23 protein-coding genes are annotated in these 22,218 nt (G+C 58.9%); 16 read left to right on the top strand and 7 right to left on the bottom strand.

The annotated features are described in order from the left end of the window. The first annotated feature begins 74 nt into the window (after positions 1–74). From KVQ82_RS08240 to KVQ82_RS08220, 5 genes are all read left to right on the top strand, one after another. A complete protein-coding gene (locus tag KVQ82_RS08240; protein WP_003227290.1) occupies positions 75–335 on the top strand; it encodes a DUF2790 domain-containing protein in 261 nt (86 codons plus the stop codon). Positions 336–888: 553 nt separating this feature from the next. Further along, positions 889–2,139: a ribonucleotide-diphosphate reductase subunit beta gene (locus tag KVQ82_RS08235; RefSeq protein WP_222018599.1), complete on the top strand. Its 1,251-nt coding sequence runs from the start codon at positions 889–891 to the stop codon at positions 2,137–2,139. Positions 2,140–2,488: 349 nt separating this feature from the next. Further along, positions 2,489–3,022 carry a Bro-N domain-containing protein gene (locus KVQ82_RS08230; protein WP_222018598.1) on the top strand — a complete coding sequence of 178 codons (534 nt, stop codon included), beginning with the start codon at positions 2,489–2,491 and terminating at the stop codon, positions 3,020–3,022. Between the two features lie 113 nt (positions 3,023–3,135). Continuing rightward, on the top strand, positions 3,136–3,849 hold the full coding sequence (locus KVQ82_RS08225) for an HNH endonuclease (RefSeq protein WP_145594408.1): 714 nt from the start codon (positions 3,136–3,138) through the stop codon (positions 3,847–3,849). Positions 3,850–4,162: 313 nt separating this feature from the next. Next, the gene (locus KVQ82_RS08220) at positions 4,163–5,146 is read left to right on the top strand and encodes a hypothetical protein (RefSeq protein ID WP_222018597.1); all 984 of its coding nucleotides are present in this window, start codon (positions 4,163–4,165) and stop codon (positions 5,144–5,146) included. Positions 5,147–5,149: 3 nt separating this feature from the next. On the opposite strand, the gene KVQ82_RS08215 is transcribed toward KVQ82_RS08220, so the two are convergent. Both KVQ82_RS08215 and KVQ82_RS08210 read right to left on the bottom strand, forming a co-directional pair. Further along, the gene (locus tag KVQ82_RS08215) at positions 5,150–6,304 is read right to left on the bottom strand and encodes a hypothetical protein (RefSeq protein WP_222018596.1); all 1,155 of its coding nucleotides are present in this window, start codon (positions 6,302–6,304) and stop codon (positions 5,150–5,152) included. A 90-nt stretch (positions 6,305–6,394) separates the two neighbouring features. Continuing rightward, positions 6,395–7,210, bottom strand: coding sequence for a sulfite exporter TauE/SafE family protein (locus tag KVQ82_RS08210; protein ID WP_222018595.1), 816 nt, complete (start codon positions 7,208–7,210; stop codon positions 6,395–6,397). Between the two features lie 112 nt (positions 7,211–7,322). On the opposite strand from KVQ82_RS08210, the gene KVQ82_RS08205 reads away from it, so the two are divergent. Both KVQ82_RS08205 and KVQ82_RS08200 read left to right on the top strand, forming a co-directional pair. Then, positions 7,323–8,090: a helix-turn-helix domain-containing protein gene (locus tag KVQ82_RS08205; protein ID WP_222018594.1), complete on the top strand. Its 768-nt coding sequence runs from the start codon at positions 7,323–7,325 to the stop codon at positions 8,088–8,090. 93 nt (positions 8,091–8,183) lie between these two features. Next, the gene (locus KVQ82_RS08200; RefSeq protein ID WP_222018593.1) at positions 8,184–8,498 is read left to right on the top strand and encodes an XRE family transcriptional regulator; all 315 of its coding nucleotides are present in this window, start codon (positions 8,184–8,186) and stop codon (positions 8,496–8,498) included. Between the two features lie 60 nt (positions 8,499–8,558). Here the strand turns inward: KVQ82_RS08200 and KVQ82_RS08195 are convergent, their stop codons facing one another. After that, positions 8,559–9,614, bottom strand: a complete 1,056-nt coding sequence (locus KVQ82_RS08195) for an MBL fold metallo-hydrolase (RefSeq protein ID WP_222018592.1) — start codon at positions 9,612–9,614, stop codon at positions 8,559–8,561. Positions 9,615–9,830: 216 nt separating this feature from the next. Between KVQ82_RS08195 and KVQ82_RS08190 the strand changes: the two genes are divergently transcribed. The 3 genes from KVQ82_RS08190 (at position 9,831) to KVQ82_RS08180 (ending at position 12,692) form a co-directional block, all read left to right on the top strand. Continuing rightward, positions 9,831–10,439 carry a TetR/AcrR family transcriptional regulator gene (locus KVQ82_RS08190; RefSeq protein WP_145594418.1) on the top strand — a complete coding sequence of 203 codons (609 nt, stop codon included), beginning with the start codon at positions 9,831–9,833 and terminating at the stop codon, positions 10,437–10,439. 230 nt (positions 10,440–10,669) lie between these two features. Then, positions 10,670–11,989: a PAS domain-containing methyl-accepting chemotaxis protein gene (locus tag KVQ82_RS08185; protein WP_222018591.1), complete on the top strand. Its 1,320-nt coding sequence runs from the start codon at positions 10,670–10,672 to the stop codon at positions 11,987–11,989. 169 nt (positions 11,990–12,158) lie between these two features. Then, entirely contained in the window at positions 12,159–12,692 is a 534-nt protein-coding gene (locus KVQ82_RS08180; RefSeq protein WP_222018590.1) for a DUF1003 domain-containing protein, read from the top strand. On the opposite strand, the gene KVQ82_RS08175 is transcribed toward KVQ82_RS08180, so the two are convergent. Continuing rightward, the gene (locus KVQ82_RS08175) at positions 12,693–13,634 is read right to left on the bottom strand and encodes a LysR family transcriptional regulator (RefSeq protein WP_222019369.1); all 942 of its coding nucleotides are present in this window, start codon (positions 13,632–13,634) and stop codon (positions 12,693–12,695) included. Positions 13,635–13,771: 137 nt separating this feature from the next. Here KVQ82_RS08175 and KVQ82_RS08170 point away from each other — a divergent pair, with 137 nt between their 5' ends. Further along, the gene (locus KVQ82_RS08170) at positions 13,772–14,473 is read left to right on the top strand and encodes a CTP synthase (RefSeq protein WP_222018589.1); all 702 of its coding nucleotides are present in this window, start codon (positions 13,772–13,774) and stop codon (positions 14,471–14,473) included. Next, positions 14,470–14,781 (top strand): antibiotic biosynthesis monooxygenase, encoded by a 312-nt coding sequence (locus tag KVQ82_RS08165; RefSeq protein WP_041066466.1) that lies wholly within the window; start codon positions 14,470–14,472, stop codon positions 14,779–14,781. Before KVQ82_RS08170 ends, KVQ82_RS08165 begins: the two co-directional genes overlap by 4 nt. Positions 14,782–14,918: 137 nt before the next feature. Here the strand turns inward: KVQ82_RS08165 and KVQ82_RS08160 are convergent, their stop codons facing one another. After that, entirely contained in the window at positions 14,919–15,245 is a 327-nt protein-coding gene (locus KVQ82_RS08160; protein WP_041066464.1) for a DUF2025 family protein, read from the bottom strand. A gap of 222 nt (positions 15,246–15,467) precedes the next feature. Between KVQ82_RS08160 and KVQ82_RS08155 the strand changes: the two genes are divergently transcribed. The 3 genes from KVQ82_RS08155 (at position 15,468) to KVQ82_RS08145 (ending at position 18,394) form a co-directional block, all read left to right on the top strand. Beyond that, complete coding sequence (locus tag KVQ82_RS08155; protein ID WP_086791922.1) at positions 15,468–16,592, top strand: glycerophosphodiester phosphodiesterase; 1,125 nt, start codon at positions 15,468–15,470, stop codon at positions 16,590–16,592. A 159-nt stretch (positions 16,593–16,751) separates the two neighbouring features. Beyond that, positions 16,752–17,057 (top strand): PepSY domain-containing protein, encoded by a 306-nt coding sequence (locus KVQ82_RS08150; protein WP_041066459.1) that lies wholly within the window; start codon positions 16,752–16,754, stop codon positions 17,055–17,057. Between the two features lie 161 nt (positions 17,058–17,218). After that, positions 17,219–18,394, top strand: a complete 1,176-nt coding sequence (locus KVQ82_RS08145; RefSeq protein ID WP_145594432.1) for a GAF domain-containing sensor histidine kinase — start codon at positions 17,219–17,221, stop codon at positions 18,392–18,394. Between the two features lie 133 nt (positions 18,395–18,527). Here the strand turns inward: KVQ82_RS08145 and KVQ82_RS08140 are convergent, their stop codons facing one another. Both KVQ82_RS08140 and KVQ82_RS08135 read right to left on the bottom strand, forming a co-directional pair. After that, positions 18,528–18,974 (bottom strand): hypothetical protein, encoded by a 447-nt coding sequence (locus tag KVQ82_RS08140; RefSeq protein WP_041066454.1) that lies wholly within the window; start codon positions 18,972–18,974, stop codon positions 18,528–18,530. 110 nt (positions 18,975–19,084) lie between these two features. Continuing rightward, positions 19,085–20,707, bottom strand: a complete 1,623-nt coding sequence (locus KVQ82_RS08135) for a methyl-accepting chemotaxis protein (protein WP_222018588.1) — start codon at positions 20,705–20,707, stop codon at positions 19,085–19,087. Between the two features lie 276 nt (positions 20,708–20,983). Between KVQ82_RS08135 and KVQ82_RS08130 the strand changes: the two genes are divergently transcribed. Further along, positions 20,984–22,006, top strand: a complete 1,023-nt coding sequence (locus tag KVQ82_RS08130) for a transporter (RefSeq protein WP_041066447.1) — start codon at positions 20,984–20,986, stop codon at positions 22,004–22,006. The last annotated feature ends 212 nt before the right edge of the window (positions 22,007–22,218 follow it).

The following is a 22,218-nucleotide window of genomic DNA, read 5'->3' as shown; positions in this document are numbered from 1 at the left end:
CAAATGATGAAGTTCCACACGCAACCCTAAAAAGGTTGCGTGACCCCACTCGACCTCAAAAAGGTAAATCTGAAATGAAAGCTTTATTGGTTCTGGCCCTCAGCAGTCTGTGCGCAACCGCCATGGCAGACGAGGTCCCGACTGATGTCGCACAGCAACAACCGGCTATCGAGGAATACACTTACTCGACTCACCTGGACATCGCCAACGTAGTGTCCATGAGCGAAGTTCCAAACGTCTGCGAAGTTGTTCCGATGAAAATGGAGTACGACGACTCTAAGGGTCAGCGTCACATCCTGCGCTACAGCGTGATGGGTAACGGCTGCACCAATTGATGATCGAGACTGCACCGAATCGGACCGCTCAGCGCCTCATTTGAGGGTCGATTCCAGCCCGGCTTCGGTCGGGCTCAGTTGTGTCTGGAGTCGTCAAAAATGCTTGCAAAACACTAGATGTAGTGAAAACACGGTTTTTTTGTTCGTTTTTTGAGCAAATCCACAATCGCGAGATTTTTACGAAAAAAAATCTATCCCCGGCAAAGCCCTGTAAACCCGCACTCTCATCGAAAAACCAGCCTCCTCGACCGCGCCATGCGCGGATTCGCCTCAGCACAGCCGTGTTTTTTTCCCTATAATGCCGCCCTAATCGGGTCAGCAATATTCCCTTACAGGGAGCAAAAGCCATTCTGAAGCCCCGCAGCAGCGTCAACGCTGATCTGCGCCCGTCAGAGGCTCTCGGAAACCCGTACAAAATTCTGTTTTATTGCCTGCCTTGGCTGCCGCAAAAAACGATTCCTTAAGATCCAACGCGGTCTGTACGACCGTGTGAAAAAACCACCAATCAGGTTTCACACGGGGCGACAGGCCCTCACGCAGGAGACGACACGTCATGCTGAGCTGGGACGAATTCGACAAAGAAGACAGTGAAGTAGCAACCGTGAAAGGCGCCAACGCCGGCCACGCTACTGAAGCCAACATGGACCGCCTCGACAGCGCCGGCGGTGCCGCAGCTCTGGAAGCCCGCGCCGTGACCGCCGACGACTCGGCCGCCGTGGCCCGCGCCAAGGCTGCACTGGATTCCCTCGACATCGCCGAAGGCCTCGCTGAACTCGAAGGCGCCTCCGCCCGTGTCGCCGTTGACGAAAAGCGCATGATCAACTGCCGCGCCGACCTTAACCAACTCGTACCTTTCAAGTACGACTGGGCCTGGCAGAAGTACCTGGACGGCTGCGCAAACCACTGGATGCCGCAAGAAGTCAACATGACCGCCGACATCGCCCTCTGGAAAAACCCGGAAGGCCTGACCGACGACGAACGCCGCATCGTGATGCGCAACCTCGGCTTCTTCTCCACCGCCGACTCCCTGGTTGCCAACAACCTGGTGCTGGCCGTGTACCGCCTGATCACCAACCCGGAATGCCGCCAGTACATCCTGCGCCAAGCCTTCGAAGAGGCGATCCACACCCACGCCTACCAGTACTGCATCGAATCGCTGGCCATGGATGAAGGCGAGATCTTCAACATGTACCACGAGATCCCGTCGGTCGCGAAAAAGGCAGCCTGGGGCCTGAAGTACACCCGCTCGATCTCCGATCCGAAGTTCGAAACCGGCACCCCGGACACCGACAAAGAACTGCTGCGCAACCTGATCGCCTACTACTGCGTACTGGAAGGCATCTTCTTCTACTGCGGCTTCACCCAGATCCTCTCCATGGGCCGCCGCAACAAAATGACCGGCGTCGCCGAGCAGTTCCAGTACATCCTGCGCGACGAATCCATGCACCTGAACTTCGGCATCGACGTGATCAACCAGATCAAAATCGAAAACCCACACCTGTGGGATGCCGAAATGAAGGAAGAAGCGACCCAGATGATCCTGCAGGGTACGCAGCTGGAGATCGAATACGCCCGCGACACCATGCCTCGCGGCGTACTGGGCATGAACGCGGCGATGATGGAGGACTATCTGAAGTTCATCGCTAACCGTCGTTTGTCGCAGATTGGTTTGAAAGAAGAGTACCCAGGGACGACTAACCCGTTCCCTTGGATGAGCGAGATTATGGACTTGAAGAAAGAGAAGAATTTCTTTGAGACTCGTGTGATCGAATACCAAACTGGTGGTGCGTTGAGCTGGGACTAATGGTCTCGCTTGGCACGATTTGACGATTGCTGCTTGAGTCGCCAAGTCGAGAATGCGAAAAGCCCCGATCTGATCGGGGCTTTTTTATGGACGGTTGGTAATCGTTTTTTACGCCTACGTCACAGCGCTCAATCTCCTACAGCACTTACAGCCGCGTCCCATTGAAGCCCGCTACAAGCACTACTAAGCTCTATCGCAGGTGCCTAAGAAACGCCCAACGTAGAAAGCTTGGTCAGTGACACAGACGTGTGATTCGTCGGTGACAACTGCTCTGCTCGTTGGGATTTCTTAAGTCCGCTCTACGTTGGGGTCAGGTCCTCCCAAAATCCAAAACGTAGAGGTCATAGATATGTCTGATCCATGCTCGGTAACAGTATTCTCTCGCCACAACCTTTCTCTGCATGCCCTTCTACTCGAAAACCAGCCATGGTTCTCCGCCCGGGATGTTGGCCGTTTGATGGGCTTCCACCTGAATGATCGGGTGGTCAACAAGCTAGATAGCGATCAGCGCCGCGTCATGTGGATTGAGTACTTTCGAGAACCAGAACAGCATCTGATGCTCAGTGAGTCCGGGGTGTACGCGCTGCTGGTCTATCACTACGTTCCGGGTAATCGGTTGTTGCGGGAATGGCTGACCAATGAGGTGGTGCCGACATTGCGCGATGCTGCGGATTCAGGAGATTCGAATCGGCCAATGTTGAGCTTGTTGGATTGGCCGGAGATATCTTTGAGTTTGCTGCATTGGCAGGATGAGGGCTGGATTCGGCTTCGGGATATGCCTTACCTGTTAAATGATCAAAATCTACGACGAGCTTCTCTAGAGAAACCCTGGTGGCGGAGGGTTACGCAGGTGTTTCAGTCCTCGAAGCACTCGATGGGCTAGGGAGAGGTTTGTAGGATTGCGCGGGATCCGTCGCTGTTTTCTGTAGGAATTTTCGTAGACAGCAGTAATGGCCACTCAGTATCGTCCGAGGGTTTTCAACCCTCGGCGACTGTATGGATACGAAAAAGGAACAAAAAGGCTGGACCGATGAAGAATTGGAAGCCTCTGTCGATGCCTATCTCTCGATTCAAGTGAGATATCCAAACGATGAAAAATTCAACAAGTCTGCGGAGCACAAGCATCTGCAGGACGGTGTACTTGCTAATCGTAATACCAAGTCGATCGACTATCGCCTGCAGAACATCTCGGCATTGTTTGATGAGCTGGGGCTGAAGACGATTGTTCACTACAAACCAAAAGTTAACCTTGGTTCAGGTATCACTGCGCGCCTAACCAAAATTTTAGAGTCAAAAGGTATTCTGACTCGGAGTATCGGCTCTCCTTCTGACGAGGCTGCAATTCGCAATCGCCACATAAAGCCCACTAGAACACCGAACTTCGTAAGCGAACCGGAAAATGATGCACCGCCTCAACAAGGGGTGACCATAACCAAATACTTTGTTCGAAACTCCAAAATCAAAGATTGGATTCTCGATAACGCTAAGGGTATCTGCGAAGGCTGCGGGCAACCGGCTCCGTTCGAAATGGATGGAGAGCCATATCTTGAAGTTCATCACGTTAAGCATTTGGCACAGCAGGGTAGAGATCGCAAAAGCAACACAGTTGCACTGTGTCCGAATTGCCATAGACGCTGCCACCATTCTAGCGATCGGAAGGAATTCACAGATTCGCTTTATCAAAAAGTGAAGCGACTGAAGCGCGAGTAACTGGTTTATATGGAACCTGTAGCGAGGGGATTCATCCCCGATCGACTGCAAAGCGATCGCCAAACTAACACTTTCTGTCGATCGCTTTTTAATGGCGTGGGTCAGCTCCGCTGCCCATCGGGGATAAATCCCCTCACCACAATTGAGATGTGTTGCTGCAAAGTGGGTATCTGGCAGCAGGACTGAGTTGATGCCCGGGATCGCCAGCAGGCTGGCTCCCACAAATTCCGCATCATCTTGAAAACAATCAGTGCAACCCGCCGCGCCTCCCGCTATTAATACCCCTCCCCCACTCAAGGATCCGAGCCCTGCCATGAAATTCGATCTCGCCTACTGCCTCAGTCTCGACGACAAGTTGTCGATCTATGACGTTCGCGATCTCAATTTCGATGAGACGGTGGCCTTCGACTCCGCGAAGGAACAATTCCAGTGCCCCAACGATACCTGTCGTTCGGCGTTTGATGCCTCCAACGAGTTGGGCACGTTCAACGCCAAGAATGTGAATTACGTGCGTACACCGCACTTCAAAAACTTGCCCGGAACGCAGCATGTAGCGGGTTGTCCGTATGTGAGTTTGAAGGCGTCGGCGTCGGGAGTTGAGGCGGCGGAGGGTGAGGTGGATGACGGGCGGGAGGAGCATTTTCCGTCGGAGTTGTTGTTGACGCGGCGGGAGTATGTGCGCAAGCCTGCTGCGCCGGCGGGGGCGGCGGATGTGTTGCGGGATGATCCGGTGCGGGTGGCGCGGGTGAGTTCCAGGGAGTCGCCGGGGCGTGAGACGGCGCCGGACAAGACCAGTGTGTTTGCGCATCCGGTGGAGTGTTTTGTGTCTAATTTCGCCGACAAGGAGTTGCTCAAGCGTATGCCGTTGAAGATCGGCGAGCACACGGCGCCTTATGGATCGTTCTTCAAGAAGATCGAGTATCTGACGGACAATAAGGGGCTGATTTACTGGGGCAAGATCAAGGAGATCAAGGATTACACCCAGAGTTTTCGCATCGACTTCGAGCAGAAGGTCTGGTTCAAGCAGGCGGATGAGGCGAAGAAGAAGCCGTATTCGGTGAACGTGTACTTGAGCAAGAAGTTGATCGACAACTACCGCAAGCGCAAGGCGTTTCTGGAAGAGATCAAGCACGCGATCGACAGCGACAAGGAGTTGTTCTGTTTCTTCTATGGCGTGACGCCGGAGTTGAAGCAGGTGCCGAGCAAAAAGAACCCCGAACAGACGTTCGGGGTGTTCAGTGCCAACATCGAGAACCTGGATCACTTTATTGTGCGGGAGGCGCCGGGGTTGGCGTGACGGTTAGTCTTTGGACAGTTGCAGGTTGACGGCGCCGGGGTGTTGTTTGACGACGGCGTACGGCAGAACACTCCAGTCCACAAATCCGCAGACCGCCGCGACGTGCGCAAATGATGGTTCGAGCTTGGTGCCCTGTTCCGTGAAGTACCAACCCGGAAATTGCCAGGGATCCTTCTCGTCGTAGTTGCAGTCGTTTTCGCCCTCGGCAGTGACAGTCATTTCACTGGGGTAAAGTTTCAACAACTGAGCGACCAGCCAGGGTGCCAGTTCTGTAGTGCGGTAATTCGACCAGGCATCAGACGAGGTGGACGAACCCTCGTCGAAGTCGCGCTGTTGTTCGAAGTGCAATGGCTTGCTCTGCCCTACCCACAAAACATCATCAAGGGTCAGAAGCTTGCCTGACTGGGTATCGAAATTAAGCGCGTCGTTGTTCTGATCCGGATAGGCGCCGCCGCAGTAGTAATCCGATGATATCCGCACACTCATCACTGTCGGCGACATCCACAGTGGCTGGCTCGATTGCGCATAGCTGCCTGAACAGCCATAAGAAGACAACACCTCGCTCCACAAACGCGCCATCAATTGTTGGTTGATGCTTCGACGTTCTTCGAGGGAATAACCCGAGACCACTTCAAACAAAGAGGTGCCTGTATGCGGCTCGCTCCACCACTGCAGCGTGTAGCCCATGAAGGTGTCAGTCTTGCCTTTTTTGAGCGTGATGCCCTGCAGACGCAGATATTCGTAAGGGTACTTGTCGTGAAGTCTGGCTAAAAAGGGTAAGGCGTCAGCGGGTACATCGGGGATGACAGCGGGTTCTAAATTGATCTTCAGGGTTTTACCGGCAGTACTTGTCCACTCGCCACTCCAGCCGTGAGTTGTCGGTTGCAGACGGAGGGTCGAGCGCGATTCCTCCATGCTCGAACCTTCTTGCAGCTCAAGCGTGTCCCCGTCCAGGGAGCCGTCGAGTGGCAAATCCTTGCGGTACTTCTTATAAAAGTAACGCCCCTCTCCAGTACGGGGATTAATTTCAAGGACGATGGGCGATTTCCCCAAAGTGCCGGTGTACACCTGCGCGCCGTTATCGGCCCGAGTTGCAGTCGAGACAAACAACCCGCTCAATAAAAAAACAGTCCAAAGGCGTAACAGTCCTCGGTACATCACTTCTTCCTTGAATAAACGAGCAACCGCCCGCGAAAAGTAGCTGCGGATTATGTCGAGGTTGCGCGGGGGAATCGAGCGCGGTAGCTATCAGCTCACACACATGCTGATCATCACCATCATGAGCAAACCGATGTACACCCAAGCATGCACCCGATCCGGTATCCGCCCGATCCACGGCGTGGCCATGCGAATCCCGACCAACGACCCCAGCGTCAGCACCGCAAACGCCAGCAAATCCACATACCCGATAAACCACACGCCCAGATCCGTTTCGCTAAAACCGGCCAGTGCCATGTAGGTCAGCGTCCCGGCCACCGCCACCGGCACGCTCAACGGGTTCGCCATGGACGTGGCCTGGGACATGCTCAGTCCGCAGCGGCGCAGAAGCGGCACGGTCATGACGCTTCCTCCTACGCCGAGGAACGTGGCGATGGCGCCGATGCCTACACCGCCGGCGGATATTTCCTTGCGATTCAATCGGCGTGGGATGACGCCTTCGTCACGGATGAGGAAGCCGCGTCTGAGCAGGCAGTCGATGATGGTCACGCCCAGGTAGGCGATGAAGGCGTAGCGGATGACCTCGCCGCTAACCCACACCGCCGCGATCGCGCCGATGATCGCGCCCAGGGCGATGAAGCCGCCGAGCGGCCACAGGTAATGGCGGATCAGGTTGCCGGCGCGGCGGTGTTTGTCGGTGGCGATCAGGGCGTTGACGATCATCACGCAGGTCGAGGTGGCGACGGCGATGTGCATGGCCGATTGGCCGATGGCGTCGTCGGCGCCGTGACTGGCGCTGAGCATGCGGTAGAGCAGCGGCACGACGACGAAGCCGCCGCCGAAGCCGAAGAGCACGGCGGTGATGCCGGTCATACAGCCGAAGAGGGTCAGCAGAAGGTAGAACATGGCGCGTCTTCCGTTGATGGGGAGCGCTCGACGATAGAGCGGCGCGGCTTGGCCTGCTTCAGCAACTCAGCCAATAATGTTTGCGTTTACGCCAACTGCAGGGAAACGCTCGATGCGCAATGTTTCGATCAATCTGCTGGATGACACGCCGCGCCCGGTGGTGGCGATCGGTACGGATTATTCCCACGGCCATCTGTTGCCATTTCATACGCATCGACGGGCGCAATTGTTGTACGGCGCGACCGGGGTCATGCAGGTTCGCACCCATGACGGCAACTGGGTGGTGCCGCCGCAACGGGCAGTGTGGATTCCGCCGGGAGTGGCGCATGAGGTGCTGATGCTCGGCGTGAGTACGCGCAGTTTGTACATCGAGTCGGGGGCGGTGGATTTGGGCGAGCGCTGCCAGGTGATCAGCGTTTCGCCGTTGATGCGGCACTTGTTGATGGAGGCGGTGGAAGTGCCGCTGGCCTATGACCTCGAAGGACGCGATGGCGTACTGATCGACTTGCTGCTACATGAACTGGCGCGCAGTGCCCCTCTGCCCTTGCACATTCCGCTGCCGACTGACGGAAAGCTCCTGGCTTTGTGTCAGAACTTTCTGCATCAGCCGAACGCCCATCAGTCACCGCAATACTGGGCCGAGCAGTTGCACATAAGCTTGCGCACCTTCAACAGAGTGTTTCGGCAGCAGACCGGGTTGAGCTTCAGTCAATGGCGGCAACAGGCCTGCGTGGTGCTGGCACTGGCGCGGCTGGCGGCCGGTGATGCGGTGACGCGGATCGCCCTGGATTTCGGTTATGAGAGCCCGGCGGCGTTCTCGACGATGTTCCGGCGCATCCTCGGCCAGGCACCGTCCGTCTGGTTGGAGGCGGCGAACTAGGGCAAATCAAAAAATGCGTTTGATCCCGGCCGAAAACAACTGTACAAAAACCCAGTATATTTTCAATCAGCACTCTTGAGCCCGGAGCACACCATGGCCTCTCTTGCGATGAACCACATCCTCGAACGCATTGCCCTTTTCCAGTTCACCCCGACGCACTGCGTCCAGGCCCGAGCGATGCTGGGCTGGAGCGCGGAACAACTGTCGCGCGAGGCGCAGGTTGCGGTGGATGATATCCAGCGGTTTGAAGCGCAGCAGGACGTGGCGGATGCGACGCGGCTGGCGTTGGCTTATCGATTCGAGGCGCAGGGGTTGGTGTTCTTTCCGGGGTTTGCGCCGGGGCGCAGTGCGAGTATGGGTGCGCCATCGGATGCAGTGGGGCGTGGGGATTATGCGATGGCTGAATGAACATTTGTGGTGAGGGGATTTACCCCCTCACCACCAAACATCAGCATTCACTAATGGGGGTCAGGCGTTCTGCACCACCCCTTCACTCTCCCCTTCAACCGCCAACCACCACGCACTCCCGCGCTGCGGCTGCATCAGGTTGAACGCCTCGCCCATTTGCGGCGTGGTGATCGCCACACTGCGCTCCCAGGCCAGTGACAGGATGCGATCAAACGGTTCGTGCCAGGCGTGCATGGCCAGGTCGAAGGTGCCGTTGTGGATCGGAAACAGCCAGCGGCCCTTGAGGTCGATGTGCGCTTGCAGGGTTTCTTCGGGTTGCATGTGCACGTGCGGCCATTCGACGTTGTAGGCGCCGGTTTCCATCAGGGTCAGGTCGAACGGGCCGTATTGTTCACCGATGCGTTTGAAACCGTCGAAGTAGCCGCTGTCTCCGCTGAAGAAGATGCGGGTGTCGCCATTGATCATCACCCACGAGGCCCACAGCGTGCTGTTGCTGTCGAACAGGCCGCGGCCGGAAAAGTGCTGCGAGGGCGTGGCGACGAAGCGGATGCCGGCGATTTCGGTGCCCTGCCACCAGTCGTACTGGCGGACTTTGCTGGCATCGATGCCCCATTTGACCAAGGTATCGCCGACGCCCAGCGGGGTCAGGAAGTAGTTGGTCTTGGCCGCCAGTTTCAGCACTGCCTGGTAATCGAGGTGGTCGTAGTGGTTGTGCGAGAGGATCACCGCTTCGATCGGCGGCAACTGGTCGATACTGATCGGCGGCTGGTGAAAGCGTTTCGGGCCGGCCCACTGCACGGGCGAAGCGCGCTCGGCGAAGACCGGGTCGGTGATCCAGAATTTGCCGCGCATTTTCAGCAGCAGGGTCGAGTGGCCGAGGCGATAGACGCTGTGGTCAGGCGCGGCCAGCAGGTCTTCAGTTGTCAGCGACTGCACCGGGATCGCAGCGGCGGGACGGGTATTGCGCGGCTTGTTGAAAATCATGTTCCACATGATCCGCAGCATCTTGCGCCCACCTTCGCGTTGCACCGGCGCATGGTTACGGAATAGCCCTTGATCCTGGCGAGAGGCTTCAGGCGTGGAAGTTTGATCCGCAGAAATATCTGAATTGGCCATGACTGAGAGACTCCAGAAAAACCGCGCAATTCACGGTTTTCCACGGTGGGACGATAAATGGCCAAGGCACGCACGCATCAGCCGAACTGTCTGGTTTTTAGGTTGCGTGGATTAACGCAACATTACACTCGACGGTGTAGTTTCTAGGTTGCATCAAACCGGATGACAAGTAAACTGCCAAGTGTAATTCCCCTCTTTCTCTGCCGAAGCGTACTTATGACAGCTGCACAGCGCCTTACCGACCGCAAACGCGAAGCCATCATTCAGGCGGCGATTGCCGAATTCCGGGCCAACGGGTTCGAGATCACCAGCATGGACAAGATCGCGGCCACCGCCGGGGTGTCGAAGCGCACGGTGTACAACCATTTCCCCAGCAAGGAAGAGCTGTTCGCCGAAATTCTCAACCAACTCTGGGCACGAATTACTGAAGAGCAGACGGTGAGCTACCGCGCCGATCAGCCGCTGCGCGAGCAACTGCTGCCCATGTTGCTGGCCAAACTGCAGATGATGGCCGATGACAATTTTCTCGGGCTGGCGCGGGTGGCGATTGCTGCCACCATTCATTCACCGGAGCGCGCGCAAGACATGGTGGCGCGCATGGGCGAGCGGGAAGAAGGCCTGACAGTGTGGATTCGCGCCGCACTGGCCGATGGTCGGTTGAAAACCGTGGATGCCGATTTCGCCGCGCAGCAGGTGCAGGGACTGTTGAAGTCATTCGGTTTCTGGCCGCAGATTTCCATGGGTTTGCCGCCGCTGGATGCAGACACGCAAAAAGCCGTGGCCGAGTCGGCACTGGAGATGTTTCTGGCACGTTATCAGCTCTGAACCGGCCTTTTCGGCACCCGCCCGGCGTCACTGACTCGAACTTTGAAAAAACCGGAAACGTACCAACGCGCAATTTCTTGTACAACTTAACTTGGTTTGTATAAGATCGAGCCGTCAGCCTGGATGCTGGCACTTTGCAGTCAATGACAAATGCTGACCCGGCATTTGCTCTGCCAGCGCGGAAACAGGGACACAAACCTCGTCTTTCCCTACTTCCAGGTACTGCCTCTATGTTTTTCAAACGCCACCAGGCCGAACTCAACGATCTTCAACACACCATCACCGAACAAAACGGCCTGCTTGAAGCGATCAATCGCTCCATGGCGGTGATCGAGTTCGACCTTGACGGTGTGGTGTTAAAGGCCAATGACAACTTCCTCAAAACCATGGGCTACCGCGCCGAACAGGTGATCGGCCAGCCGCATCGCTTGTTCTGCACTCCGGAGTTTGGCCGCAGCGCGCAATACACCGAACTGTGGTCGCGCCTGAAAAACGGCCAGTTCCAGTCCGGCACCTTCGAGCGGATCAACAGCCAGGGCCAGCCGATCTGGCTGGAAGCCAATTACAACCCGATCAAGGATGCGTCGGGACGTGTGGTCAAAGTGGTCAAGTTCGCCATGAACGTGACGACCAAGGTCCAGCAGGAAAGCGAGGCCAACGCCAAACTGCAGGCAATCGACCGGGCGATGGCAGTGATTGAATTCGACCTCGACGGCGGCATTCTCACGGCCAATCAGAATTTTCTGACACGCATGGGTTACACCCTCGTTGAACTCAAGGGTAAACATCACCGTTTGTTCTGCCGCGCTGAGCTGGTCAACAGCAGTGCCTACGAGGACTTCTGGCGACGCTTGAATCAGGGTGAACTGTTCCAGGGCCAGTTCGAACGCGTTGACAAGCGCGGCCAGAGTATTTGGCTGGAGGCCAACTACAACCCGGTGTACGACGCCGCCGGGCGTTTGTGCAAAGTGGTGAAATTCGCCACGGACGTCACCGCCCGCGTCGAGCAGCACGAGCACGATGCCCGTAGCGCCAGCGCCGCTTATCACATCTCCGTGGAAACCCGGAAAGTCGCCGAGCAAGGCACTCAGGTGATTCAGCAGGCGGCCAGCGAAATGCGTGAAATTGCTGACGACATCGCGCAGTCATCAACGCTGATCGCGCAACTTGGCGAGCGCTCGGAGCAGATCACCGCGATCGTCAATACGATCCGCGCGATTGCCGACCAAACCAATCTGCTGGCGCTCAACGCGGCGATTGAAGCGGCGCGCGCCGGGGATCAGGGCCGCGGTTTTGCCGTGGTGGCGGACGAAGTGCGGCAACTGGCGGCGCGCACCAGCGGCTCGACGGCGGAGATTTCCAGCATGATCGGCCTGATCCAGAGCGAGACACGGCAGGCGATCAAGAGCATGGAAGGCACCCGCGGGCGGGCGGCGCAAGGCGTTGAACTGGCGGATCAGGCCGGCAGCGTGATACTGCAGATCCGCGATGGCGCCAGTGAAGCAGTGCAGGCGGTGAGCATGTTTGCCAATGAGCGGGCGCCGGGCTGACAGACCGCGTCGCGGCCTTCGCGAGCAAGCTCGCTCCCACAGGGATTGAGTCGATCACTTGACTTGTGATCAACCCGGAACCTGTGAGAGCGAGCCTGCTCGCGAAAGGGCCATCAGCCTCGATGCAGGGCTATAGTGACCTCCAGTCCCAAGTCCTGCCGAGCCCACCATGACCACAGAAAAAACCGATGTCCCCGCCCCCGCCCCGGTCGATCACCTGCGCTTCCACCGCCCCCACGCCCACCTCAACACCACCTTCGGCAACGACGCGTTCGCCCTGCGTGCCGAGGCCTTCGCGCGGTTCTTTGGCACGCCGCTGTTTCTCGGCGCGCAAACGCTGATCGTCGCAGTGTGGATCGGCCTCAACGTCTCGGGCGTGACGCAGTTCGACGTCTACCCGTTCATCCTGCTCAACCTCGCGTTCAGCCTGCAAGCCGCCTACGCCGCGCCGTTGATTCTGCTGGCACAGACCCGACAGGCCGCGCGGGACAAGGCGCAGTCGGACGCCGACGCGCAACACCGTGAAGCGCTGGCGGTGGCCAACAGCGAGCGCCAGGCGCAGGCCGCACAGACCACCGCGCAACTGCTCGAATTGCTGGAACAGAACACCCGACTCACCGAGATGACCAAGAGCCTGACTGAACGCATCGAAGGTCTGACCCGCGAACTGCATGCGCACATCTGCCAGGATCCGCAACGCTGATCATGGCAGACGCAGCGCCCGCCCCAGTTCATCGAACAGCGTGACCACCGCGCGCAACGCGCGGCAGTCCGCGCGGGTCAGCAGCCATAGCGCGGTGTCATAGCCGTGCAGCGGTGCGCTGAGGGGCTGCAAACCTTCCGTGATCAGAAAGTCCGGCAACGCCGCCACGCCGAGACCGCCGCGCACCAGCTCCGTCACCGAGAGCATGCTGTTGCAGCGATAACTCGGGATCACGCCGGGCAACTGTTGGCGGCGCCAGGCGACGGTCGGGTGATCCGGCAGAAACTCGTCCGGGGCGATCCAAGTCAGCGCTGCCAGATCCGTCGCATCCACATTCTGCAGATACCGCGCACTGGCGCAGACCCGGTAGGAAACCTTCGCCAGTTGCCGTCCGACCAGATGCTCCGGCGGTGTACGCGTCAGGCGCAGGGCGATGTCGGCATCACGCCGGCTGAGGTTGGCGAAATCGTTGGAGGTGCTCAGCTCGAGAGTCAACGCCGGGTAGTTCGGCATGAACTGCGCCAGCGCCGGCAACAGCAGGCCTTGCAGCACCGAATCGGTACAGGTCAGGCGCACCGTACCGCTGACCACTTCCCCGCCCTGCTCGACACCGATTCGCGCCGCTTCCAGCGCCTGCTCGGCGCGCTCGGCCTGCTCGGCCAGCGTCTGCGCAAGGGTGGTGGGCAAATAACCGGCGCGGCTCTTTTCGAACAACAGCTGGCCCAGCGCCGACTCCAGACGACGCACTGCGCGAAACACCGTCGACACGTCTACCCTGAGCAACTGCGACGCCCGGGCCAGAGAGCCGCCGCGCACCAACGCAAGGATCAGCGCCAGATCCGGGTAGTCGAGTCGATAGTGCGTCGCTGCATTGATCACTTGGGAAAACGCCAATATTGAGTGCGTGAACGCCAATCTATAGTGAGCCCCGGTGATCGACAACTGCACACATTCACTGTGGTGAGGGGATTCATCCCCGATGGACTGCGCAGCAGGCCTTGTTTGAGGGCCGCTTCACGCCCCGTCGGGGATAAATCCCCTCACCACAGAGGCTTACTCACTCAAATCAAGGAAATCCCATGGACGCCATTTCCATCGCCCTGATCGGCGATCACGACCCGCAAGTCACCGCCCACCAGGCGATCCCCGTTGCCCTCGGCATGATCGCCGAGCAGTCCGGCCACAATGTGCAATTCGACTGGCTGGCCACGGATCAAATCCACGTCGATACACCATTGGCACACTACGACGGCTTCTGGTGCATCCCGGCCAGCCCCTACAAAAGTGAGGCCGGTGCACTCAGGGCGATTCGTTTTGCCCGCGAACAACAGCGCCCGTTCCTTGGTACCTGCGGCGGTTTTCAGCATGCGCTGCTGGAATTTTCCCGCAATGTGCTGGGCTGGGCCGATGCCGAGCATGGCGAAACGTCACCGGATTCGCCGCGAGCGGTACTGACACCGCTGACCTGCTCGTTGGTGGAGGCGGTAGACAGCATTCATCTGGTCGCCGGTTCGTTGATCGCCAAGGCGTACGAAACGTCTGAAATTCATGAAGGCTATCGCTGCCGATTCGGTGTGAACCCACAGTTCGAAAAGGAATTACTGACCCCTCCGCTACGTGCCGTGGGGCACGATTCGGCGGGCGATTTGCGCGCGATCGAATTGACTGACCATGTGTTTTTTGTCGCCACGTTGTTTCAACCGGAACGTGCGGCGCTCAGGGGCCATGTCCCGCCGCTGGTGCGGGCGTTTGTCGAAGCGTGTGCGGAGAAACGTCCATGAAGCCGAACGAATCCTGCTTCGCGGTGATTTTCACCTCGACCCGCACCGAAGGTGACAACGGTTATGCCGCGGCCTCCGAGCGCATGATGGAACTGGTCAGCCAGCAACCGGGGTTTCTCGGGATTGATTCGATTCGTGGGGAAGATGGCGTCGGCATCACCATTTCCTACTGGGAGAGCGAGGCGGCGATTCTGGCCTGGCGCGAGCATCCCGAGCACCGGGTGATTCAGGCGCGCGGGCGGGCGCAGTGGTATTCGACGTTTCAGACCCGGGTGTGTCGGGTGGAGCGCGAGTATCGGTTTGGGTAGGGAGTTGGGTGGTGTTCTCACTGGCCTCATCGCTGGCAAGCCAGCTCCCACAGGTACTGCGTGATCTTCAGAACAACGAATAACCTGTGGGAGCGTGGCTTGCCCGCGATGCGGCCAGTAGCGTCAATACAAAAACCTCAGCCCTGCACCAGACTGCGCACCGCCACAATCTCCGGCACCTCAACCTTGCTCATGTACACCCGCAACGGCTCGCTGATGTTGATCCGCTCGTCGATGTTCTGATCCAGCAGCAACTGAATCAACTCGCGCTTCAAGGTCATGGTGGTATCCGAAACCGGCGCCCAGACAAATTCGCTGGTGGGAATAATGCCGTCATCGGCCACGTCCATGCCGAACGAATCCTCGCTGAAACGCACGATGTACTGACCGGTCTTGCGGTTGAGGCCGACAAAACCCTTGAGGTCATCGGCGGCCTGACAGATGAGTTGGGAAGTGATGCGCATGGTAAACCTCACGAAAAATCATCGATGGTTTACACGCAGGGCAACAGACTCGGCGCGCCCTCTGCCGGAGCGTCTGCCGAGGCCAAGCGTACTGCAAACCGCGCCACAAAAGTGCAGGAAAAATCGCTTTTAATACGTTTATGTCGGTCTGGCGATAGCACGCAACCGATTCAGTTGTTAAAAGGTACGTCTTTGAAAATGCCCTGCGAAAGGAACTCGAACATGCCCGCCACTTTCACCAAAAGCGCCCTCATGCTGAGCCTGATGCTCGGTCTCGGCCAGGCCCACGCCGCCGCGACTGACGTCAACGCGCTGGCCGCCGCCCATGGCATCCCGCATCCAGCCGTGATCGCACACCGTGGCGCGTCCTTCGATGCGCCGGAGTCCACCGCCGCCTCCTACAAACTGGCCCGCGACCTCGGCGCCGACTACCTGGAAATGGACTTGCAGCGCAGCAAGGACGGCGTGCTGTTCGCCCTGCACGACAACAACCTGCAACGCACCACCGACGTCGCCACCAAATTCCCGGAGCGCAAAGACAGCCCGGCCACCGCCTTCACCATGGCCGAACTGAAAACCCTCGACGCCGGCAGCTGGTACAACAAGGCTTACCCGGATCGCGCACGTCCGACCTATGCCGGGCTGAAAATCCTCACCCTCGATGAAATCATCGACATCGCCCAGGCCAACCCGAAACACAAGCCGGGCCTGTACATCGAAACCAAGGAGCCGCAACTGTTTCCGGGGATCGAGCATGACCTCAAAGAGAAGCTGCAAGATCGCGGCTGGCTGAGCCCGGCCGGTTCGAAACTGGCCAAGAGCGAGCTGGGCGTCGGCCAGGGCAAGGGCAAAGTGATCCTGCAGACTTTCGAGAAGAACAGCCTCGAACTGCTGCAAAAGGAAATGCCGCAAGTGCCGAAAATCCTGCTGCTGTGGGTCGGCGAAGGCAGCATCGAGCCAAAATCCAAGGTGACCTTTGCCGAATCCGGCGAGAAGGACAAGAACGTGTTCTACGGCAAGCAGGAGCCGAAGTCCGAAGCCGAATTCAAGCAATGGGTGGATTTCGCCAAGGCTCACGGCGCCATCGGCACCGGCCCTTCGGCCAAACTGACCCAGGGTGGCGATCAGAGCTACTCGGATCTGGTGCAACCGTGGATGAACCAGTACACCCACGATCAGGGCATGCTGGTGCACGTGTACACCGTCGATGAGCCGGTGGACTTCGAGAAAGTCATGGCGGCCGGGGTTGATGGCATCTTCACCAACCGCGCCAGCGAACTGTTGAAGTTCTACAAGCGTCCAGCCAGCGCCAGTGTCGATCAGGTGTTGAAGAACAACGGGTTCTGATCTGAAAAAACCGAGGCGCCTTGATCGCGGGCAAGCCACGCTCCCACAGGTTTTGTGTCGGGCACGGCTTGTCCGTTTTGTATTCGGGGTTTTAAGGGTGAATTAAGTTGTGGTGGTTAACCTGAGCCCACTTCAACGAACAACCCAAGGAATGACCCGATGAAAACTTTGACTGCCCTGTTTACCGCCGCTGCCCTGACCCTGACTGCTGGCCTCGCCCAGGCCGATGTGCGTGTCGACCAGATCCCTGAGCTGGTCAAATCCGGCAAGATCAAGTCGCTGGAATCGATGAACGCCGAGGCACTGAAACTGCACCCGGGTGCGACCATCACCGACACCGATCTGGATAACCACTTCAACGGTTACGAGTACGAAGTCGAGCTGAAAACCGCCGATGGCAAAGAGTATGACGTCGACTTCGATGCCACCACCGGCAAGGTGCTGAGCAACAAGCAAGACACCTGATACAGCGCCAACGCACAGCCGCACGATCCCGGATCCTGCGGCTTTTTTGCGTCCGTTGCCCGGCGAATCACGCGGATGCCGCCTGAAGGGATGCCAAAACCGCCATCAGACGGCTAGTATGGCGACCATCAGATAAACGATTGCAGCCGAGAGCGATGGGCATGGGGCAGACAGCGGCAGCAGACATCGCAACGATCAAACGGATCAGCGCGGTTCCGGCGATACTTCAGGTGATTCGCGAACTGACCGGCCTGCGCTTCGCCGCCGTGGCGCGGGTTACCGAGGAGTCATGGACAGCCTGCGCCGTCCTCGATCAGCTGGATTTCGGCCTGCAGGTCGGTGGCGAACTGGATGTGGTCACCACGCTGTGCCACGAAATCCGCGCTGCGCACACCTCGGTGGTGATCGACAAGGCCAGCGAAGACCCGCTCTACCGCGATCATCACACCCCGCGTCTGTACAAATTCGAGAGCTATATCTCGGTGCCGGTGTTCCGCACTGACGGACGGTTTTTCGGCACGATCTGCGCGCTCGATCCGAACCCGGCACAGCTCAAGTCCAGCAGCATCCAGAGCACCATGGAGTCGTTCGCGCGAATGCTCGCGTTGCAGATCGAAGCCGAGGAAAACGCGCAGCTCACCGAAACCGCGTTGTTGCAGGAGCGCGAAACCGCCGAGTTGCGCGAACAGTTCATTGCCGTACTCGGCCACGACTTGCGTAACCCGTTATTCGCGATCAGCGCTGGCGCCGAAATGCTCCTGCGCAAGCATCCGGATCCGGCCATCGACGTTCGGGTACGCAATATCCTCGGCAGTGCGCAACGGGCAACCCGGCTGGTGGATGACGTACTCGACTTTGCACGCGGACGCTTGGGCAAGGGCATTCCGGTGAATATCCAGCCCTGCGCCGATTTGACCGAAGCCGTGCAGCAAGTGGTGACGGAAATTCGCAACGTGCATCCGCAGCGCACCATTCACGCGTCCATCGGCGACTTGCAGGGCTTGCCCTGTGACCGCGCGCGGATCGCTCAATTGCTGTCGAACCTGCTGGCCAATGCGGTGGCCCATGGCGACCCGGCGGGTGACATTGAGGTCATCGCGCAAGTCGAGCACGACGTGTTGATGCTGGCGGTGAAGAATCAGGGGCATATTCCCGAGGCGGTTTTGCCGCATCTGTTCCAGCCTTACTCGCGCCCAAGCGCCAGCACGCCACAGGCCGGGCTCGGTCTGGGGCTGTATATCGCCAGTCAGATCGCCCAGTCCCATGGCGGGCATTTGCATGTGGCGTCAACCGCACAGAGCGGCACGCTGTTCACCTTCAGCCTGCCCACTGCCTGAAAAGCACACCTTGGATCCCTGTGGGAGCGAGCTTGCTCGCGAAGCTGTTGTGTCTGCCACACATGAGGCGACTGGCACACCGCTTTCGCGAGCAAGCTTGCTCCCACATTGGTTCTGCAGTGTTTCGCAGTTGTCAGGCCGAAGTGCTGACCAGCGAGCCCGAGCTGCTCGACCCGGAATCCTGCAACGCCTGCAACAACGCCGCCGTCGCCGTCTGCAACGAAGCCGAGGTGCTGGAGATTTGCGACTCGGCGGAGGCCACGTCAGCCGCTTTGGCATCAGCGTCTTCCTGCTTGGCCTGAGCCGCTTGCAGCGCTTGCTGTTGCTCCTGCAATTGCTTTTGCAGCTCGGCGATCTGCTTGCGCAGTGCTTTCACCGAATCCGATTCACCGCTGCTGTCGGAACTGCTGTCGCCTGCCGGAGCCGCGCCCCCGCCGGCCGCCACTTTGCTGGTATCGGCGCTGACGCTTGCGCTGCTGGTTGCAGTGGCCGAGGTGTCGTCACTGGCGTCGCTGATTTTGGTTTTGCTGGTGGCGGTGGTGACGGTCTGATTGATTGAAACGGAGGTGATGCTGACCATGGGCTGGCTCCAATGCCGGTTATAGATAACCGGCCATCGGCGGTAGTCGCACGGATTTGAGATCGACTGTGTACCGACTCGGTAACCGAACCGGTACACGTCGGCGGACGTCAGGCGCTCAGGCGCGCAGTGACTTCGTTGAGTTGCCCGGACAGGCCGTGCAGGTTCTGGCTGGCGCTTTCAGTGCGCTGCACGCTGTTGAGGTTGGTGCTGGCGATGGACGTGATCTCGGTCAGGTTGCGCGAGATGTCTTCGGCCACCGAGGTCTGCTCTTCGGCGGCGGTGGCGATCTGGCGGTTCATGTCGCGGATCGCCTCCACCGCGTGGGTGATGCGCTCCAGCATCGCACCGGCCTGAGTCACTTGCTCGACGCTTTCGTCGCTGCGCGCCTGACCGCTTTCGATCGCTTGCGCAGCATCCACGGCACCGGTCTGCACGTTTTGAATGATCTGGTTGATCTCGATGATCGACTCCGCCGTACGCTGCGCCAGATTGCGCACCTCGTCGGCGACCACCGCAAAACCGCGTCCGGCCTCACCGGCCCGCGCCGCTTCAATCGCCGCGTTAAGCGCCAGCAGGTTGGTCTGTTCGGCGATGCCGCGAATCACTTCCAGCACTTTGCCGATGCGGCCGCTGTCGCTTTCCAGGCGACGAATCACTTCAGCGGTGTTGGCGATTTCGCCACGCATCTGGGTGATGGTGTGGATGGTGCCCTGCATGACCTTTTCACCCTGCTGGGCAGACTGGTCGGCATCGTCGGCAGCGCGCGCCGCATCCGCCGCGTGACGGGCGACTTCCTGGGCAGTGGCGGACATTTCGTTCATCGCCGTGGCCACCTGATCGGTGCGGTTGAACTGCTCGTTGGTGCCGCCGGCCATGGTCGTGGCGATCGCATTCAATTCGCCGCTGGCGCTGTCCAGATCACTGGCACTGCGTTGCAGGTGAGTGAAGGTTTCAGCGAGGAAATCGCGCAGGGTATTGGCGGCGGCCGCAAGGTTGCCCAACTCGTCCTGACGGGCGTTGGTAACGCGTTCGGCGAGGCGCCCACGGCTCAGTTGGGTGACGTAATCGATCAGTTTGCGGATCGGTTCGATCAGGTTGCGGTTGACCAGCCACAGGCTGAGCAAGCCGATCAGCAGACCGGAACCGAGCATCACCACAATCCCCAGCAACACGGTGCTGTCGGCACTGGCGCTGATCTGCGCCGACTGTTCGGTGCCCTGCTTGCGCAGCTCGGCGACCAGTTCGCTCATCTGATCGCTGGTGGCGCGGTCCACGCCTTTGACGGCACTGTCGCCAGCCGCTGGATCGGCACCGGCCGCGACGTAGGCATCGCGACCTTTCTGGTAGGCGCTGCCGAGTTGGCGGTGCTCTTCACGCAGGCGTTCGATGCGGGTTTTCAGCGCCGGCTCAAGGCCTTTCTGGCCGGCCAGTTCACCGAGAATGCTCTGCACATCGCGCTGACGATCTTCGAACTGGCTCCAGTATTTGGCCAGGTCCGCCGGTTGCTTGCCGCGCAGCAAGACGTTTTTCCACTCCTGCACCTGCACCTTGAATTGCAGGTTGGCCTCGTCGATCAATTGTGAGGTGTGCAAGGGGCCGGCGATCAACTGGCTGTAGTTCTGCACGCCATTGGACAGGAAATGAAAGCAGGCCAGTGCGATCAACAGCATCGCCAGCAGGCTGCCGCTCAGCAGGGCGAGAATTTGTGCTCTCAGGGATTTTTGCAGCATCGCGAGATACTCAGGACAGGGATGAGGCACGCCCGATAAGGCGTGGGATTTTGCCGGACATCCGTGTCGGCGAGCCTTGGCTCATGGCCAAGCGCGCGCAACGTAACCCAAGCGTGATCGGCGCACCAGAGCGCTTCTTGAAGAGAATCCGACCGCCGGTAAGACATTGATCTGGCGTCATTTTGTCGTCACGCAAGTGTCATATCCGGTTGCGATGATGCGGCTCAGGTGAATCTGAAAACTCCATGCCAGACGCCCTCCTCGCAGCGAGCCTCCATGAACCACAGCCTTGATCTCAGTCATCGCGATCCTGATTTGTTCGGTCTGCTTTACGGCTTCCGTTTTCGTCCCGGTGAGCGTGGCCGCGAAGTCGATTCGGCGACCGCCCTGCGTTGCTTGCAAGACGACAGCGACCGTGATGAATTCCTCTGGCTGCACCTGAACCTGGCGCACGCCGCGTGTGAGCGCTGGATGAAAAGTCATCTGCAATTACCCGAAGAATTCTTCGAGGCGCTGCACGAAGGTTCACGCTCGACGCGCATCGAGCACGTGGACTCGGCGTTGCTGGCGGTGGTCAACGACGTGGTGTTCAACCTCAGCAGCATGGTGTCCTCGGACGTGTCGACGCTGTGGGTCTGCGTGCGCAGCAAACTGATCGTCAGCGCACGCCTGCAACCGCTGCACTCGGTGGACAAACTGCGTTCGTCGGTGAAGGCCGGCGAATGCTTTCGCTCACCGTCGGAACTGCTGGTGCACCTGCTGCGCGATCAGGGCGAAGTGCTGACGCAGATCGTGCGCAAGACCAGCATGAGCGTCGATCAGGTCGAAGACGAATTACTCTCCTCGCGCCTGTCGACCAACCGCGCCGAACTCGGCGCCAACCGTCGGGTGCTGGTGCGCCTGCAACGCCTGTTGGCGCTGGAGCCGGGCTCCTTGCTGCGCCTGCTCAACCGGCCGCCGGCGTGGCTGCAGAAGGAGGACGTCAAGGAGCTGCGCAAGTCCACCGAGGAATTTGCGCTGATCATCAACGACCTCACCGCCCTCGGCGAGCGGATCAAACTGCTCCAGGAAGAAATCGCCGCCAACCTCAACGAACAGAGCAACCGCACGCTGTTCACCCTGACCGTGGTCACGGTGCTGGCGCTGCCGATCAACATCATCGCCGGTTTCTTCGGCATGAACGTCGGCGGCGTGCCGCTGGCGACGGATCCCGAGGGGTTCTGGATTCTGGTGGCGCTGGTGGCGACGTTTACCGTGATTGCCGGGCGCTGGGCGTTTCGCAAGCGTGGGGATTACTAACCACCAAACTTGATGTCCAGCACAGTTCCCCTGTGGGAGCGAGCTTGCTCGCGAAGACGGAATATCAGGCACCATCATTGTTGAATGACACACCGCTTTCGCGAGCAAGCTCGCTCCCACAGGGATCTGCCTCAGCCTTCAGATCAGTGGTGGAGCTAAAAACCCAAACACTGATCTATCGCAGTCTCTCTGTAATATTTAGCAACGATCAT

This window comes from Pseudomonas sp. AO-1 (assembly GCF_019775695.1).
Classification (GTDB): domain Bacteria; phylum Pseudomonadota; class Gammaproteobacteria; order Pseudomonadales; family Pseudomonadaceae; genus Aquipseudomonas; species Aquipseudomonas parakoreensis.
The sequence above is the reverse complement of the archived record's forward strand: the minus strand, read 5'-3'. Positions and strand labels throughout refer to the sequence as shown.